Annotated in this window: 13 protein-coding genes; all 13 read left to right on the plus strand. The window is 43.4% G+C overall.

The annotated features are described in order from the left end of the window. The first annotated feature begins 151 nt into the window (after positions 1-151). The 13 genes from DESYODRAFT_RS02065 (at position 152) to DESYODRAFT_RS28975 (ending at position 16,358) form a co-directional block, all read left to right on the plus strand. On the plus strand, positions 152-841 hold the full coding sequence (locus DESYODRAFT_RS02065; protein ID WP_007778786.1) for a hypothetical protein: 690 nt from the start codon (positions 152-154) through the stop codon (positions 839-841). 339 nt (positions 842-1,180) lie between these two features. Beyond that, on the plus strand, positions 1,181-2,026 hold the full coding sequence (locus tag DESYODRAFT_RS02070; protein WP_007778789.1) for a flavodoxin family protein: 846 nt from the start codon (positions 1,181-1,183) through the stop codon (positions 2,024-2,026). A gap of 298 nt (positions 2,027-2,324) precedes the next feature. After that, positions 2,325-5,075: a response regulator gene (locus DESYODRAFT_RS02075; RefSeq protein ID WP_007778790.1), complete on the plus strand. Its 2,751-nt coding sequence runs from the start codon at positions 2,325-2,327 to the stop codon at positions 5,073-5,075. A 14-nt stretch (positions 5,076-5,089) separates the two neighbouring features. Next, on the plus strand, positions 5,090-5,950 hold the full coding sequence (locus DESYODRAFT_RS02080) for a CheR family methyltransferase (protein WP_007778792.1): 861 nt from the start codon (positions 5,090-5,092) through the stop codon (positions 5,948-5,950). Positions 5,951-6,020: 70 nt separating this feature from the next. Continuing rightward, positions 6,021-7,979, plus strand: a complete 1,959-nt coding sequence (locus DESYODRAFT_RS02085) for a PAS domain S-box protein (protein ID WP_007778794.1) — start codon at positions 6,021-6,023, stop codon at positions 7,977-7,979. 143 nt (positions 7,980-8,122) lie between these two features. Beyond that, positions 8,123-8,602: a NapC/NirT family cytochrome c gene (locus DESYODRAFT_RS02090; protein WP_007778796.1), complete on the plus strand. Its 480-nt coding sequence runs from the start codon at positions 8,123-8,125 to the stop codon at positions 8,600-8,602. A 294-nt stretch (positions 8,603-8,896) separates the two neighbouring features. Next, positions 8,897-10,402 carry a glycine betaine uptake BCCT transporter gene (locus tag DESYODRAFT_RS02095; protein WP_007778799.1) on the plus strand — a complete coding sequence of 502 codons (1,506 nt, stop codon included), beginning with the start codon at positions 8,897-8,899 and terminating at the stop codon, positions 10,400-10,402. A gap of 407 nt (positions 10,403-10,809) precedes the next feature. Then, complete coding sequence (gene mtgA, locus DESYODRAFT_RS02100; protein ID WP_007778805.1) at positions 10,810-11,730, plus strand: [methyl-Co(III) glycine betaine-specific corrinoid protein]--tetrahydrofolate methyltransferase MtgA; 921 nt, start codon at positions 10,810-10,812, stop codon at positions 11,728-11,730. 128 nt (positions 11,731-11,858) lie between these two features. Next, positions 11,859-11,990: a hypothetical protein gene (locus DESYODRAFT_RS29465; RefSeq protein ID WP_282433045.1), complete on the plus strand. Its 132-nt coding sequence runs from the start codon at positions 11,859-11,861 to the stop codon at positions 11,988-11,990. A 123-nt stretch (positions 11,991-12,113) separates the two neighbouring features. Beyond that, on the plus strand, positions 12,114-13,526 hold the full coding sequence (gene mtgB, locus DESYODRAFT_RS02105) for a glycine betaine--corrinoid protein methyltransferase (RefSeq protein WP_007778807.1): 1,413 nt from the start codon (positions 12,114-12,116) through the stop codon (positions 13,524-13,526). A 65-nt stretch (positions 13,527-13,591) separates the two neighbouring features. Beyond that, a complete protein-coding gene (mtgC, locus tag DESYODRAFT_RS02110; protein WP_007778810.1) occupies positions 13,592-14,242 on the plus strand; it encodes a glycine betaine-specific corrinoid protein MtgC in 651 nt (216 codons plus the stop codon). 238 nt (positions 14,243-14,480) lie between these two features. Further along, on the plus strand, positions 14,481-15,983 hold the full coding sequence (locus DESYODRAFT_RS02115) for a glycine betaine uptake BCCT transporter (protein WP_007778813.1): 1,503 nt from the start codon (positions 14,481-14,483) through the stop codon (positions 15,981-15,983). A 42-nt stretch (positions 15,984-16,025) separates the two neighbouring features. Further along, the gene (locus tag DESYODRAFT_RS28975; RefSeq protein ID WP_007778815.1) at positions 16,026-16,358 is read left to right on the plus strand and encodes a hypothetical protein; all 333 of its coding nucleotides are present in this window, start codon (positions 16,026-16,028) and stop codon (positions 16,356-16,358) included. Positions 16,359-16,379 lie beyond the last annotated feature (21 nt).

The raw sequence follows: 16,379 nt of genomic DNA on the forward strand, positions 1-16,379 counted from the left end.
AAAAACTAGGTACTTACTGATTTCAAGATATCAGAATCAGGAGTAAATAACCCACTAAATGAAAAGGAGGGTTAGGGTCAGAAATAAAACTTAAAGTTTCCTGAACTTGAACTTATAGTAAAAAAATATAATTAAAAAGGAGACTATTCATATGAAAAACATTAAAACAATCACAGTTGGCTTAACTCTGACAGCAGCGTTGCTCGTTTTAGGAGGATGCGGTGCCAGTACTCCTGCGGCAAATGATAAGGCTTCCGGAGCAGACGTTAAATTATCCCAAGGAATGGGTCAAACTTCAGTTTTCCGTGTAAAAGTAGATGCGGCAACGAAAAAAGAATCATACAGTACGAGTACAGTAACTGCAAGCGCAGTTTTTGATCAAGACGGCAAGGTTGTCAGTGTTTTATTTGATACTTTAGAGATTGTTCCGGAAGCCAAAAAAGAGGGTTCGACTGTATTCCCGGGATGGCCTGGCGGAACGATCGTTAGCGACAACGTGAAAAAAGATGTTGCGAACTGGCAGACAAAGCGTGAGCGCGGTGATGCTGCCTATGGAATGAATTGGTCAGAGCAAGTTGACCTTTACCAAGAGTTCTTTAAAGGTAAGACGGTTGCGGAAATAGAAGCATGGTACGCTAAAAATACGTCAGATGCCAACGGAAAACCTTTAACAGAGGAAGCAACCAGTGATGCAGATAAAGCGAAGTTTGCCAAGCTTTCAGATGCAGAAAAGGAAGCGCTTGCTGATGTAACTTCCGGCGCTTCGATCAGCTTGAAAGATGATCATGGGGATTTCATCGGAGCACTCAAAGAAGCTTATGAGAATAAAAAGGACATCTAAGAATCTAACCTAAGAAATTAAGTTTGATTTAGGTAGTCTAACTAGAGGGTATCCCGAAAGGTAATTTTATTACACTTTGGGGATACCCTCATATTTTGTTTACTCATCTTTTTTTGTTTGGCATTACCCTTTATCAAAGCACAGGTAAACCAGCCTGTGTTTTTTATGCGGATCGGTCTTTAGGACATAGACCTAAATGAGAGGGGATGTGTAATGGAAAAATATGATAAGATAAAATGGGTAAGAAACGACGTAATAAAATAGGTGTATCATGGCAGTTGATTTTAAATTAAATAAGAAGGATTCATTTCCTGAAAGTTAGTGGAGGAGGAGTTAATAATGAAGAGAATTTTAGGGTTGGCAGCTTCTCAGCGTAAACTGGCCAATGGTGAGATTCTTACAAAAGAAGTGGCTGCTGCGGCGGGAAAGGATTGCGAGCTGGAATTATTAAGATTGGCCGATTTAAAGTTAGAGCTGTGCCGTGGCTGTTATGCCTGCTTGAAACCAGGTAAGCAATGCCCCCTAGATGACGATCTTTATCTTCTGGTCGAAAAAATTAAAGCTGCAGATGGAATTATTCTTTCTGCTCCTTGTTATGCTCTGGGCCCTGCCGCCGTGGCTAAAGTATTGGGTGATCGAATTATTGCACTTGCCCAAATGATCGACGATTTTTGGGGGAAGCCCTGTGTAGTTATTACTACTGCAGGCATCAAAGGCTGGGAAGGGTATACTTCATCTGCTATGAATACTGTAGCTCGGTTTATGGGCTTTGATCTTAAAGACAGCCATATGTTTATGGGAGCTTTACCTGGAGAAGGGATATCAGGAGAGGGAGCCTTACATAGAGCAAGAGAGATGGGGCAAGCATTATTCGGGCAGGCTCGTCAGCCTGGAAACGGCGAGTGTCCAACTTGCTGGTCGGATATTTGGAAATTCCCCCAGGCCGGAACTGCGGTTTGTTCTATCTGTGGTCAGACAGCTTACCTGGCATCAGGCGAAAATGAGATTAAATGGGTTTATAATGAGCGGAGTAATATGTTTGGCAAAGAACCGTTGAAACATCATTTTCAGGAGTGGTTAAACGGTAAAGTACAAGAGTTTATATCCCGCAGAAAGGAGCTGTCGGCAGTACGAGAGCGCTATAAAGAGATGCCCTTGTCAGGAGGGGCAGAAAAGGAAGGATGATTGCTAAATCCGGGATATGTGAAACAAAAAGAGCAATAAGCTCCAAATAAAAAGGGGCTATTGCTCTTTAAATGGCTTTTACCGGCTTCTTTAAGACAAAAATGTTATTAATTATTTAAGTATCTTTGAAAAGCACCAAGCATTAAAATTGTTTGGTGCTTTTTTTCAGCATTTGTTATAAAGCCTAAGCATATGACATGCATCGACATATTTGCCAAAGGAGATTGTTAATCAAATATTGAATCACTACAAGACATTAAAGTGTTAACGTTCACATCTTGCAGAAAGGAAGTGCAACATGAGGCTTAAAGCGAGGTTATTCCTAGGATTTACAACACTTTTGTTTATGATGGCTGTATTCTTTGGAATCTCAATCTATTCTTTGGATCGGGCCAATAAAAGCGTAGAAAAAAATCAACAGGAACGCTATCAAAAAATCAAATATTCTAAAACCGTTGAAAATGAACTTAATAATATCAGCAGATACCTAAGGGACCTGGCTTTTATGGACAGCGGTTATGATTTCGAAGTGACCATTGGTTTGATCCGTGATTCCAGGGCGGAGGTAGAGTCGGCGCTGCATGCCCTTCAGATTACGGCGATTCGCGATTCTGTAAAAACCTTGCTTCGTCAGATAAGAGCCGAAAATCTTATTTACATAGAACTGCAAGAGAATTGTATCGCCTTAGCTTCTTTAGAGAATAAAGAGGACTACGAGCGGGCAATAAAAGAGGGAGCAGTGGAACGAGGTCAGATATTCAAGTACGTTGAGGAATTAAATGCTTTGGAAGATGAGGCTATGAACGATTTGATGAAATCCTCTTCTGCGGCCTATAATCGGGCAATCTTGTTCTTCTTCATTTCTCTAATGTTAACATTGCTTGCAGGAGTAGGAATAACTCTCTTGATTACACGAAGGATTACAGGGGATATACGCAACATCACTAACGTAATGAACCGTTTTTCGTGGATTCGGGATCATTCTGATTTACCGCGTATTGAAGTCCATACAAATGATGAGATTGGAGAAATTGGGGAGTCTTTTAATGAAATGGCACGTTCCTTGGAAGAACACGCCATGAATGAGAAAGAATTTATCAATAAAATAGAAGCTCAAAACTGGTTAAAGTCCGGGACGGCAGAAATTACTGCCTTGTGTCAGGGGGTAGAGGACCTTCAAACTCTGGCTAATCTTTTGATCACCAGGATAATTCCCATGGTCGAAGCCAGTTATGGCATATTTTATATACTGGAGGAGTTTGGAAAAAAACAGTGCATCAAACGGTATGCTGTTTATGCACCTTATTCGCTGGCCTCAGCGCGAGAGATTTTTCTTCTGGGGGAAGGCTTGGTTGGGCAATGTGCCTTAGAAAATAAAACGATTCTGATGGATAGGGTCCCAGAGGATTATATAAAGATTTCCTCCGGCTTAGGTGAGACGTTACCTCAAACTATTATTATACTTCCGGTGGCCTTTGAGGGTCAGGTAGTGGCTGTTATTGAGATGGCATCTCTTCGGCCTTTCACAGATCTTCAACAGGAGCTGCTGGAACAGATCTCTAAAAATATTGGAATTACCATTAACCGGGTTCAAGCTCATATGAAAATTGGAAGCCTCTTGAAGGAATCGCAGGTCCTGACTGAAGAGCTTCAGTCTCAATCAGAAGAACTACAGGTGCAGCAGGAGGAACTCAAAATCTTTAACGAAAATCTTGAGGAGCAGTATAAGAATTCAGAAAGGAGGGCAACTGAACTCGAAGCCTTAAAGGCTGCTCTTGAAGAGAAGGCCAGGGAACTTGAAGAGAGTTCCAATTATAAAACGGAGTTTTTGTCCAACATGTCTCATGAGTTACGGACGCCGCTGAATAGCTTATTGATCCTTTCTCAAATGTTGACCGAAAACAAGGAAGGGAACTTGACTCCCGATCAAATTGAGTATGTGAAAACTATTTTTTCCTCCGGTAATGAACTATTGACTTTGATTAATGATATATTAGACCTTTCTAAGATTGAAGCGGGGAAGGTAACAATACATCCCGAGGTTTTGAGATTAGCTGATATGATGGACTATCTTAAAGAGTTTTTTGCTCCTGTCGCTCGGCAAAAAGAATTAGATTTCATAATTGAAATAGATGAAGATCTGCCTGATACTGCTCATGTCGATGAATATAGGCTTTTACAAATCCTGAAGAATTTATTATCAAATGCCTTTAAATTTACGGAAAGAGGCAGTATATCCCTGAAGGTTAGAAGGGCAGAAGATCAAGTGATCGAAAATAATGACGTTTTTAAGGAGTCGGAGTGGGTTCTGGCCTTTTCCGTGACGGATACCGGTATTGGAATTCCGAAATTTAAGCAGAGTATGGTCTTTGAGGCCTTTCAGCAAGCCAATGGCACAACCTCCAGGAAGTACGGGGGTACAGGTCTGGGCTTAACCATTAGTCAGAAGCTCGCTAACTTGTTAGGCGGGTTTATAGATATCGACAGTGTCGAAGGAAAGGGGAGTACTTTTACCCTTTATCTTCCGGGCAAAGAAGTTTCAGATAGTTCCTGCGAAGAAATCGCTGCAAGCGCAGAAAGCTTTTCAGCTCAAGACGTTGATTCAATCACAAGCGTTTCAGACGAGAACTGGGAAGCGGACAACCTGCAAATATTAGAGAATGGGAATGGGCGCTTAGAAGGTAAAAAGATCCTGGTTGTGGACGACGATATGCGGAATGTGTTTGCACTTACGACAGCTCTTGAAAATCGAAATATCCAAACCGTGTTTGCTGAAAATGGCAGAGAGGGCATTGAGGTTTTGCAGAAAAACTCGGATATTGACTTAGTACTTATGGACATCATGATGCCTGAGATGGATGGATATGAAGCTTTACAATGCATTCGCCAAATGCCTGAGTATGTGAACTTGCCAATTATTGCGCTGACTGCCAAGGCTATGAAACAAGACAGGGAAAAATGTATCGAAGCGGGTGCATCGGATTACATTAGTAAACCAGTTAATCTTGAACAGCTGTTTACATTAATCAAGATCTGGTTATTTAGATAGGGATGATAGATAGGGTGAGTTCAGATAATATTGAAAAGTGTTCGGAAGCGGAAAGCCGGGACGAATTAGAAAAAATTGAAATACAATTGCTCTTGGAAGGTATTTATCGCTACTATGGCTTTGACTTTAGAAATTATGTGTTTGCTTCTATTAGGCGAAGAATTTGGTACCGCATCCGGTCTGAAGGGTTAAAAAGTGTATCCAGGCTGCAGGAAAAGGTGCTTCATGACTGCAGCGCCATGGCAAGGCTGCTCTCGGATTTTTCAATTCACGTATCTGAGATGTTTAGGGATCCTAATTTTTTTAAGTCGTTTCGAACGGATGTTGTACCGATTCTTAAAGAACTTCCCTTTGTGCGGATTTGGCACGCCGGATGTTCCACAGGGGAAGAAGTTTACTCCATGGCCATTATTCTGCATGAGGAAGGTTTATACCATAAAACAAAGATTTACGCTACAGATATGAATGAGGATTTGTTAAGAACGGCCAAAGAAGGGATTTATCCTTTAGATAAAATCCAGACATACAAAGACAATTACCTGAAAGCCGGGGGAATAAACGAATTTACAGAGTATTTTTTGGTCTGCCCGGATAAAGCAATTTTCCATCCTTTTATAAGCCGAAACTTGGTGTTCGCCCAACATAACTTAGCTACAGACTATTCCTTTAATGAATTTCACGTAATAATCTGCAGGAATGTCATGATCTATTTTGATAAGGTCTTGCAAAACCGTGTACATAGGTTGTTCTATGAGAGCCTTTGCGAGCCGGGATTTTTGGGGTTGGGCGGAAAAGAGGACATCGCCTTTAACAATTATTCTCATTATTATGAATCATTTAACTCGGAACAAAAAATCTATCGGAAGATAAAGTAGCTAAATACCATGGAAGTTTAATCATTATGACAGAAATAAAGGATCTGAGGGTACCGGGAGAGAGGAAAAAATGAAAATATTGATTGTGGATGACCGCAAGGAAAATTTACTGGCCTTAGAAGCTGTTCTTACATCACCAGATTATCAATTGATGTTTGCCAGTTCTGGAGAGGAGGCTTTAAGGTGCTTATTGAAAGACGATTTTGCTGTGATTATACTGGATGTTCAGATGCCGGGCATGGATGGCTTTGAAACTGCCAGACTGATTAGAGCAAGGAAACGGCATGAAGGCACGCCCATTATTTTTATTACAGCAATTTATCAATCCGCAGAAAATATTAAGCAAGGGTATTCCCTAGGCGCAATCGACTATTTGTTTAAACCGTTTAATCCCGAGATGTTAAAATTTAAGATCGAAGCCTTTGTAAAGCTGCATTTTAATAAGAAGCAAATCAAGCTTCAGAATGAACTCCTTCAGCAGCATGCCATTAAACTGGAAGCGTTAAATGAAAGCTTAGAGCAGACCACTTCGGATCTGCGTAAGGCTGAGGCCCTTGCCCGCGTGATTGGAGAAACATCTATAGATTCTGTGATCACCATGGATGCTTCAGGTAGTGTTATAAGATCTAATCCTGCAATAACTGCGATGTTCGGATATGAACAAGAGGAATTACAGGGACAGCATGTTTCAATTCTTTTTCCGAAAGATTACGTTGACTTTCTGAATGAGAATGCTCTTGTTATGAGTAAACGCAGAAAAATCCAAGACGCTGTAGCAATACACAAAAATGGGATGACGTTTCCTGTAGAGATTCAGATCGGAAGGTCGAGTATTGAAGGGCAGCAGATTATTGTCTGGTCCATTAGGGACATCACTGAGCGGAAACAATTGGAAAAGGAGCGCGGAGACCGCTGTAAAACCCTTGAAAGGCTTGTTCAGGAACGCACTTGTGAACTCTTCCAGACGAATGAAAAGCTTCGGGAAGAGATATTACAACGCAACAAAGTAGGGAAAAAACTAATTGAGACAAACCTGAGGATTACTAATATTCTTGAAAGCATAACAGATATCTTCTTTGCCTTGGATTTTGAGTGGCGGTTTATTATTGTTAACAAAGTGGCGGAGAAATATTGGCAGAAGGACCGGAAAGAGTTGATCGGACGAATTATTTGGGAGGTTTTCCCTGAGCTGATCCCCAAGTTCCAACCTTTTCTGCAAAGGTCCATGAACACGAGAGAAGCCGTACATTTTGAGTTTAAGGCACAACATTCTAATGCACCCTATGAAGTGCATGTCTATCCGTCTGAGGAAGGCTTGTCTGTCTATTGCCAGGATATTTCCGAACGCAGGATGTTTGAAAAGGAAATGGCACGCTTGGATCGCCTTAACCTTGTAGGACAAATGGCGGCGGGAATAGGTCACGAAGTCAGAAATCCAATGACGACCATTCGAGGGTTCCTTCAGCTATTAGGGGCAAAAGAAGAATTAAAACAGTGTAAGGGTTATTTTGAACTGATGATTGAGGAGCTTGATAGAGCAAATTCTATTATCTCAGAATTCCTGAGCCTGGCCAAAAACAAGACCGTCGATTTGAAACCCTTGAGTCTGAACAGTCTGATTGAAAACTTGTTCCCACTGATTCAAGCGGGGGCAATGCTCAGTGACAAAAACATTATCATAGAGCTACAGGATATTGAAGTCTTGTACCTGGATGAAAAAGAGATTCGCCAGCTGATCTTAAATTTAGTCCGAAATGGAATGGAGGCAATGCCAGGCAGCGGAACGCTGACCATAAGAACATTTTCGGATGGCGGGGAGGTCGTTCTGTCTGTACAAGACGAGGGGACCGGCATCAAGGCCGGGATCATCGAGAAGGTTGGGACCCCTTTTTTCACCACTAAAGAGGATGGTACCGGTCTGGGGCTGGCTACTTGTCACAGCATTGCTGCCAGGCATAACGCAAATATAGAGATTGACACGGGAGAATCCGGCACAACCTTTTTCGTACGGTTTAAGTCGCACAAATAGTCTCCCGAAACAAGGGGACAGGTTCACTGTTTTTAAAACAGTGAACCTGTCCCCTTGTTTTGTTTCTTATTGGGTTTCATGAATTATTAAAAGAGAACTGAGAATTCTATAATATGAAAGGTTTTAGAAAATAGGTGATTTAAATGCAATTTTATAAGAAGGGCTTCATTATATTGGGATTAATTTTTTTAGTTATATATGGTGCACATAGATTTTCCTATGCTTGGTTTACTCATTCCTCTGCGTGTATAAGATGCCATGAAATTGAACCGTATGCTGCATCCTGGGAAAAATCCCCTCACAGTAATATAGACTGCCGGGACTGTCACGAAACCAGAGGGCCGTTTAGCAGACTTGATACGACTGTTCGTGGAGTAAGAGATATTGTAATCCATTTAAAAGGGCGGTACTCTTTTCCAATGCGAGCTGTAGTTTACGATACTAATTGTATTAATTGCCACTTGGGTATTTTTAAACCGGAAACTAATGCCCCCTTATTGCCTAAGGGCCATGCGGGATTAATCAAGAACGGCGTTGGCTGTAATAACTGTCATAGAGACACAGGTCATGAGAACGGCCTTGAGGTTGAGGCAAAGTTAGACTCCATAATACGGCAAAAGTAACATTGTTGTTAATCAAGGGGCTTGAAATCATGCGGGAGGCCCTTTTGAGTTCTGATCAAATGAGAATTACTATCCTGGGGATGAATATAGAAGATTGAGAATATTTAGCGAAAGTCTTTGGAATAAATCATAAATGTAGCAAAATGAGCATGATTATGGTATTTTAGAAAATTAAGAAGATGATATGATATGTCATAAATACGGTGTATTAGAAGTAAATCAAAGGACGGTATCAATCCTTAGTCAAGGTATTTTACTTCGAACCAACATTTAATTTAGGAGGGGGAACTAAGAATGACTGAAAAACGCAGTTTTTTCGGCAAAATTGATCGTCCCATCTTCTCAATATCTGCGTTGATTATGCTGCTGTTTGTCTTCTGGACACTTCTCCAGCCTAAAGAGGCAGGCAACACATTCAGCGCAGTACAGAAATTTATTACGGACAATTTTGGCTGGAGTTACTTAATTGGTGTTAGTTTCTTTTTGTTTTTTGCTTTTTTTGTGGCCTTAAGCAAATATGGCAATATTACCTTGGGTAAAGATGGGGATAAGCCGGAGTACAGCACTTGGAGCTGGTTTGCCATGCTTTTTGCGGCTGGTATGGGCATTGGACTTGTCTTCTGGGGAGTCGCTGAACCGATGACGCATTATGCTAATCCTCCCTTCGGTCAGCCCTCGACCATAGAATCTGCCCAAACGGCTATGCGCTATACCTTTTTTCATTGGGGCCTACATCCTTGGGGCGTTTATAGCATTGTAGGGCTGTCTATGGCTTATTTTCAGTTCCGCAAAGGTCTGCCGGCCTTAGTAAGCTCCACTCTTTATCCGTTGTTGGGGGAAAAGGGCATAAGCGGCTGGATTGGCAAGGCAGTTGATATCTTAGCTGTATTTGCAACCATATTTGGAGTTGCTACTTCCCTGGGATTAGGTGCTTTGCAGATCAGTACCGGCTTGAATTACGCCTATGGACTTCCCACCGGTACAACGACGACGGTTATTATTATCGTTGTGATTACGGCATTATTTGTAACCTCCGCAGTAACTGGAATTGAACGGGGAATTAAGTTCTTAAGCAACGCCAATATGCTGCTGCTCTTCTCTATTCTAGCTTTCATGCTAATTATTGGTCCGACCAGGTTTATCCTTAATGGGGTTACTGAAACCATAGGGGTTTATTTGCAAAACCTTGTTCAAATGAGCTTTTGGGCAGATACGTTTAATATGAATCCTGGTTGGGTAGGGGGGTGGACCATTTTCTACTGGGCATGGTGGGTTGCCTGGGGTCCTTTTGTTGGTTCGTTTATTGCCCGTATATCCAGGGGCCGGTCAGTAAGAGAGTTTGTTGTGGGCGTGCTTATTGCTCCTACTTTAATGAGTTTTTTGTGGATGGGAGTTATGGGCAACAGTGCGCTGTATATTGATGTTTTACAAAATGGAGGAATTGCCGCTCAAGTAGCTAAAGATATAAGTACCGCTGTTTTCGCTATGTTCCAGTACTATCCGCTCAATGGCATCCTGACAGTTCTGACGACCTTGATCATAGCGGTTTTCTTTATTACATCGGCTGATTCTGCAACGTTTGTTATGGCAATGTTTACTTCGGGCGGTGATCTAAACCCTAATGCAGGGCTGAAGATTACCTGGGGAGTGATCGAGGGTGCTGTAGCTATTGCCTTGTTGATCGCCGGAGGGCTAAGTGCTTTGCAGACCGCCTCAATTGCTTCGGCATTTCCATTTATGATCGTCATGTTTGCTATGACTGTATCGATTATTAAGGCATTCAGGGGGGAATTTAAGTAAAATTACCCGATTTCACAGGAGACCTCATACTTTGTAGTATGAGGTCTTTATTTGTTTAATTCGGTCATTTTTTGAAAAGTAGTTGAGAAAATGTGAAAATAATATCAAAAAAGGAATAATCGGAATTTTCATTTTTGGCTCCGAATGTAGCAAAACGAGCATAACTGTAGTGTTAATACCCAAGAACTATGGTGTTATGATGGATACATGGAAAAGCCGTTAAGAAATTGTATCCGTCATCAGTATTTAGGGGGTGAACTGCTTAGTATTGCGGCAGCGTATTGGTAAATGAGTAATGTTCCCTATGTAAAAAGGTTTGATAGCGAAGGGAATTCTTGGCCAAGATATTAATAATTGCAGGCAAAACCTTGAAGGGGTTCCAAATAATATAAATGGGGGAGTTTATAATGCTAAAGTATACGACAGAACAACAAGTTTATGATATCAACGGAGTTAAGGTAGGCGGACAGCCCGGACAATACCCTACTGTGCTTATCGGAAGCATCTTCTATCGTGGTCACAAAATTGTTCAAGATGGAATGAAGGGTATTTTCGATGAAGCTGCCGCGAAAGCTCTTCTGGATCAAGAAGCTGAATTGAGTGCGGAAACAGGCAATCCATTTATTCTGGATGTCTTAGGTGAATCCGTAGAGGCCTTAACTCGTTATGTAGAATTCGTCATGAAAAACTCGAAGGCTCCTTTTTTACTGGACAGCATTAGCCCTGCTGTACGCATAGGTGCTTTAAAAGAACTTGGCAAAGATCCTGAAGTACGTAAAAGACTGATCTATAATTCCATTGAGGAGCATTATTCTGAAGAAGAGTTAGAAACAATTAAAGAAAGCGGAATTAAAACAGCGGTTATATTGGCCTTTAGCAACAAAGCGTTAAAACCCAAGGCCAGAATTAAGCTCTTGAAAGGAGACGGGGAGAAAGAGGGATTAATCGACGCCGCTAAGCGGGCAGGCATTGAACAGTTCCTGGTTGACCCGGGTGTCTTGGATGTACCTAGTGCCAGCTGGACAAGTGAAGCTATCAATGTGGTCAATGAAGAATTTGGTTATCCAGGAGGATGCGCTCCCTCAAATGCCGTTTATCTTTGGAAGAAGATGCGTTCGAAAGGAACTCCGTTCTTCGAAGTGGCTGGGGCTTCCGTATTCACTTATCCCATAACTCAGGGTGCAGCCTTCATTCTCTACGGTCCTATGGTAAATGCTCCTTGGGTATATAGGGCAGTTGCCACCACAGACGCCATGATGGCTTATAATAATAAACTTACCGGCGTCAAGTCAGGAACACCTGATTATCCGCTAGTAAAGATCTTCTAAGAACGGTTCAGCAAAGTCTTGAACATGGAGACTTCAGTCGGATCTACACTGAAAAAAGACCATAAAGACCTGCAGAACAATCCCCAGATCCCGCAAGCAGGGCAGCTTCGTCCACAGAAGCGAACCCATTGCATGAAGAGGCGGTAAAAGCCCACAAGACGGTGCGGGAAGACGGAGCCACGGGTTCACATCAGGTATTACCCGGAGGTTTGGCGAAGTCCCGCATCGGCGAGTGGGTGAGCCTCGGAATGCTGCGGTAAGCGGATGTGGGCGAAGCTGCCCGACCAGAGCGACCTCATTTTCATCATCAGCTGGTGCCGCCTCAGCGGCATAAGAGCTACTCTAAAAGGGACTACTAAAAAATGTTAAAGGGGTGTCAAGTCATGTTGCCAAAGTATAATGTTCTGACCCAAGAACAAGTAGAGATTATTCATAATGAATCCATCAAAATCCTTGAAGAAATCGGTATGGACTTTGAATATGAACCAGCTCTGGAAGTTTTTAGGGCACAAGGACTTAAGGTAGAGGGAAACCGGGTGCATTTTACGAGAGAATTTATTGAGGGAAAAGTCAAGCTGGCACCTTCGGAATTCACCTTGCATGCGCGCAATCCGGAACACAATCTGGTCTGCGGCGGTGAAAACATTATTTATATGCCTGGTTACGGGGCACCCTTTATCCAATTAGCTGACGGGTCCCGCCGTAAAAGCACCATGCAGGACTATGATAATATCGTTAAATTAGCCGGAGCCAGCAAAAACTTGCATATGACCGGCGGAACGGTAGCAGAACCTCAGGATATCCCGGATGAAATCCGGCATCTGAAAATGATTTACAGCTCCATTAAAAACTCGGATAAGTGTTTTATGGGCAGTGCTGAAGGCCGGGAACGGGCAGAAGACTCAATCGAAATGGTGTCACTCCTTTTCGGCGGCAGAGATGTTATTAAGGAAAAGCCGGTTCTCATTTCCCTGATTAACTCCCTGACTCCTTTGAAATATGACGAGAGAATGCTGGGAGCCCTGATGGCTTATGCTGAAGCAGGACAAGCCGTGGTTATTGCTTCGTTGGTCATGGCCGGTTCTACCGGACCTGCGGCCTTAGTCGGTACCTTAGCCCTGCAGAATGCCGAAGTTTTAGCAGGGATTGCTCTGGCCCAAAGTATTAATCCCGGGACACCCGTTGTTTACGGCTCGACCTCTGCTCTCAGCGATATGCGTAATGGCAGCCTCTCCATCGGCAGCCCGGAGTGTGCTCTGTTTATTTCGGCCAGCGCTCAAATTGCCCGCTACTATGGGATTCCCAGCCGGTCCGGCGGCGGCTTGAACGATGCCAAGATTGTCGATGCTCAAGCCGGTTATGAGTCAATGATGACATTGATGGCAGCCAGTGTCACCGGAATCAATTTTGTTCTGCATACGGCAGGGATTTTGCAATATTTCATGGCAATTTCTTATGAAAAGTTTATGATGGACGATGAAATGGCCGGCATGCTCTTGCATTATATGAAGGGCTTCAACTTTGATGAGGACGGTTTGGCTTATGATGCCATTGCTAATGTAGGACCGGGCGGACACTTCCTCACCCAAAAGCATACTCGCAAGAATCATAAGAAAGAGTTCCGTACTCCTCAATTGAGTGATCGCTCTGCTTACGAGGCTTGGTCCAGAGAAGGCCTGGATACAAATCAAAGAGCCCATAAACAATGGCAAGAAGTATTGGCTAATTATGTACCCCCAGCTCTTGATGAAAGTATTGATCAAAAACTATTAGAATTCATCGCCAAACGTGGTTAGACGTGAATGCTTTCTATTGTAATAGAAATGGCTACCCATCTTAATTAAAATTGGAGGAATAGAAAATGAGTGAAGCAGTTTTTGCAGGATTAAAGCAAGCCGTTATCGATGGTGACGAGGATATCGTTGAAGAACTTTCCAACCAGGTACTTGAGGAATCCATTAACCCTGTTGACGCTGTGCAGCTGGGGCTGATCAAAGGAATTGAAGTTGTCGGAGAGTTATGGAAAGCCGGAGAAGTCTTTTTGCCGGATGTCATGATGTCGGCTGAGGCAATGAAAGTAGGGCTGGGTCTTCTCGAACCTGAAATTGCTAAATTAGGTATGAGCCAAGGTGAAGCTAAAGGCAAGATCGTGTTAGGAACCGTCGAAGGTGATATTCATGATATCGGAAAAAATATCACAGGCGCTATGTTTACAGCAGCAGGCTATAAAGTGTTTGATGTCGGCACAGATATTAAAGCAGCAGATTTTGTCGCAAAAGCTCAAGAAGTTGGAGCGGACATTATTGGAGCCAGTGCTCTGTTGACTACGACGATGAATGCCCAAAAAGAAATTATTGATTATTTGAAAGAGCATAATCTCAGAGATCAGTTTAAAGTATTCATCGGCGGCGGCCCTACCAGCCAGGTTTTTGCGGATGAAATCGGTGCTGATGGCTGGGCTGAATCGGCAGATCAGGCAGTCGAACTGGCGGACCGTTTGCTGGCTAAATAAGTTTCTGAGGTTTCTCCTGATTAAATGATTAGAAGTCTCAGGATTGAATGAAATTTTAACGGCGGAATTAACTTCTAGGGACCTTATAATATGCAATGCTTAAAGTCCCTAGAAGTTCTTTATACCTAGTCGGATGCTCATCCTTCAATGCACCATCATTAAATGAGCTTTTCAAAGGAGGGTAGTAGGGAGTGTTTTAAGAACCCATTAAATTTGTTATGAGAGGAGAATGCTATTCATGTCAAATCCTAAGGGATCTACTCAGAACCGTAGCGTTATGTATATTTCCTCTGCCATCATAGTTTTGTTCGTAATTTTCGGAATGTTCTTACCTAAAGAAATGGGAAAAGTAGCTAATGCCAGCTTCGCATTTTTAACCACGGACTTTGGATGGCTATATTTATTAGCGGTGGCCTTTTTCACGGTTTTTGTTTACGGGATCGCCTTTAGCCGCTTTGGTTTGATCAAGTTGGGAAAAGAGGGCGACAAGCCTGAGTTTACTAACTTTCAGTGGTTTTCTATGTTATTCGGAGGAGGTATGGGTATCGGGCTTGTATTCTGGTCGGTCGCCGAACCCATGATGCATTACCTTACCCCGCCGATGAGCGAGGCGGGTACTCCTGAGGCCATGCGTACAGCCATGCGTATTATGTTTTTTCACTGGGGTATTCACCCTTGGGTAATTTTCGCCATCGGCGGCTTAGCTCTGGCTTACTTCCAATTCCGCAAAGATCTGCCCTTCCTGGTCAGTTCTGCTTTCTATCCGCTGATAGGGGATCGGATTTACGGCCCGATTGGTAAAGCCATTGACATCTTGGCCGTATTTGCTACAGTGTTTGGTGTAGCCACCAGCTTGGGTCTGGGCTCTAATCAAATCGCCACAGGGCTGCAATATATCTGGGGGATTCCGGCGACGCCCACAACCGTCTCAATTGTTATCGCCGTAATGACTCTGCTCTTCACTCTTGCTACGATCTCCGGTCTGCATAAGGCTATGCAGATCGCCGCTGATATCAAGATATGGCTTTCCATCGGTTTCATGGTATTTATCTTCTTGTTTGGCGGCACGGTTTTAATTCTGAACAACTTCACAGATACTTTAGGTGCCTACTTGCAGAACTTTGTCGGACAGACCTTCTGGATGGGCAATATTGAATGGCTCAATGGCTGGACTGTCTTCTACTGGGCATGGTGGATCGCCTGGGCTCCCTTCGTCGGACAATTCGTTGCCCGTGTTTCTAAGGGCCGTTCCATCCGGGAATTTGTTTTGGCAGTAACCTTGCTGCCATCGGGATTTTCCATGGTTTGGCTATCAATATACGGCAGCGCGGCTTTCAACCTGGATAAGCTTTCTAATGGGGCCATCCAAGAAGCCGTTAAAACGGACTATACAACTGCTTTATTCGCGATGCTGCAACAGTTACCCTTATATTCAATCACCGCTCCTTTAGCAATTCTTCTCATCGTTGCCTGCTTCGTAGGTGCAGCCAATTCCGCAACCTATGTTCTGGCCATGCTGACTTCCAACGGCGACATGGACCCCGGCAAGAAACTGCGTAGTTTCTGGGGTGTTATCCAAGGTGCTTTCACCATCATTCTGATTCTGGTCGGCGGAGGTACAGCAGCATTAGCCGTCTTGCAGACAGTTTCGATTGTCGCGGCCTTCCCCTTCATGCTGATCATGATAGCCATGTGCTTCAGCATTTATAAAGCACTTGTACAGGAAAAGCCTTTAGGCTAAAGTAAACTTGTTCAACTAAAAGCTGAAACATCCAGGACATGGGTGGTCACTCTGAAAAAGAAGACTCCTGTTTTTATCCTCTACTGGTGCCGCGGCAGCGGCATGGACGGTTACTCTGAAAAAAGACCCGTAAGCAGGGCAGCTTCGTCCACAGAAGCGAACCCATGGCATGGAGAGGCGGTAAAAGCCCACAAGACGGTGCGGGGAGACGGAGCCACGGGTTCACATCATGTACTACCCGGAGGTTTGGCACGAAAGTGTCCGGTGGACAGTTTCGCCGAAGCGGCTATCTCCAAAGAATGCTTATCCGCTGAAGGCAGCTCCCGCACCGGCGAGTGGGCGAGCCTCGGAATGCTGCGTGAGCGGATGTGGTGAAGCTGCCTGACCCGAGAGCAC

It is taken from the genome of Desulfosporosinus youngiae DSM 17734, from assembly GCF_000244895.1.
GTDB lineage: Bacteria > Bacillota > Desulfitobacteriia > Desulfitobacteriales > Desulfitobacteriaceae > Desulfosporosinus > Desulfosporosinus youngiae.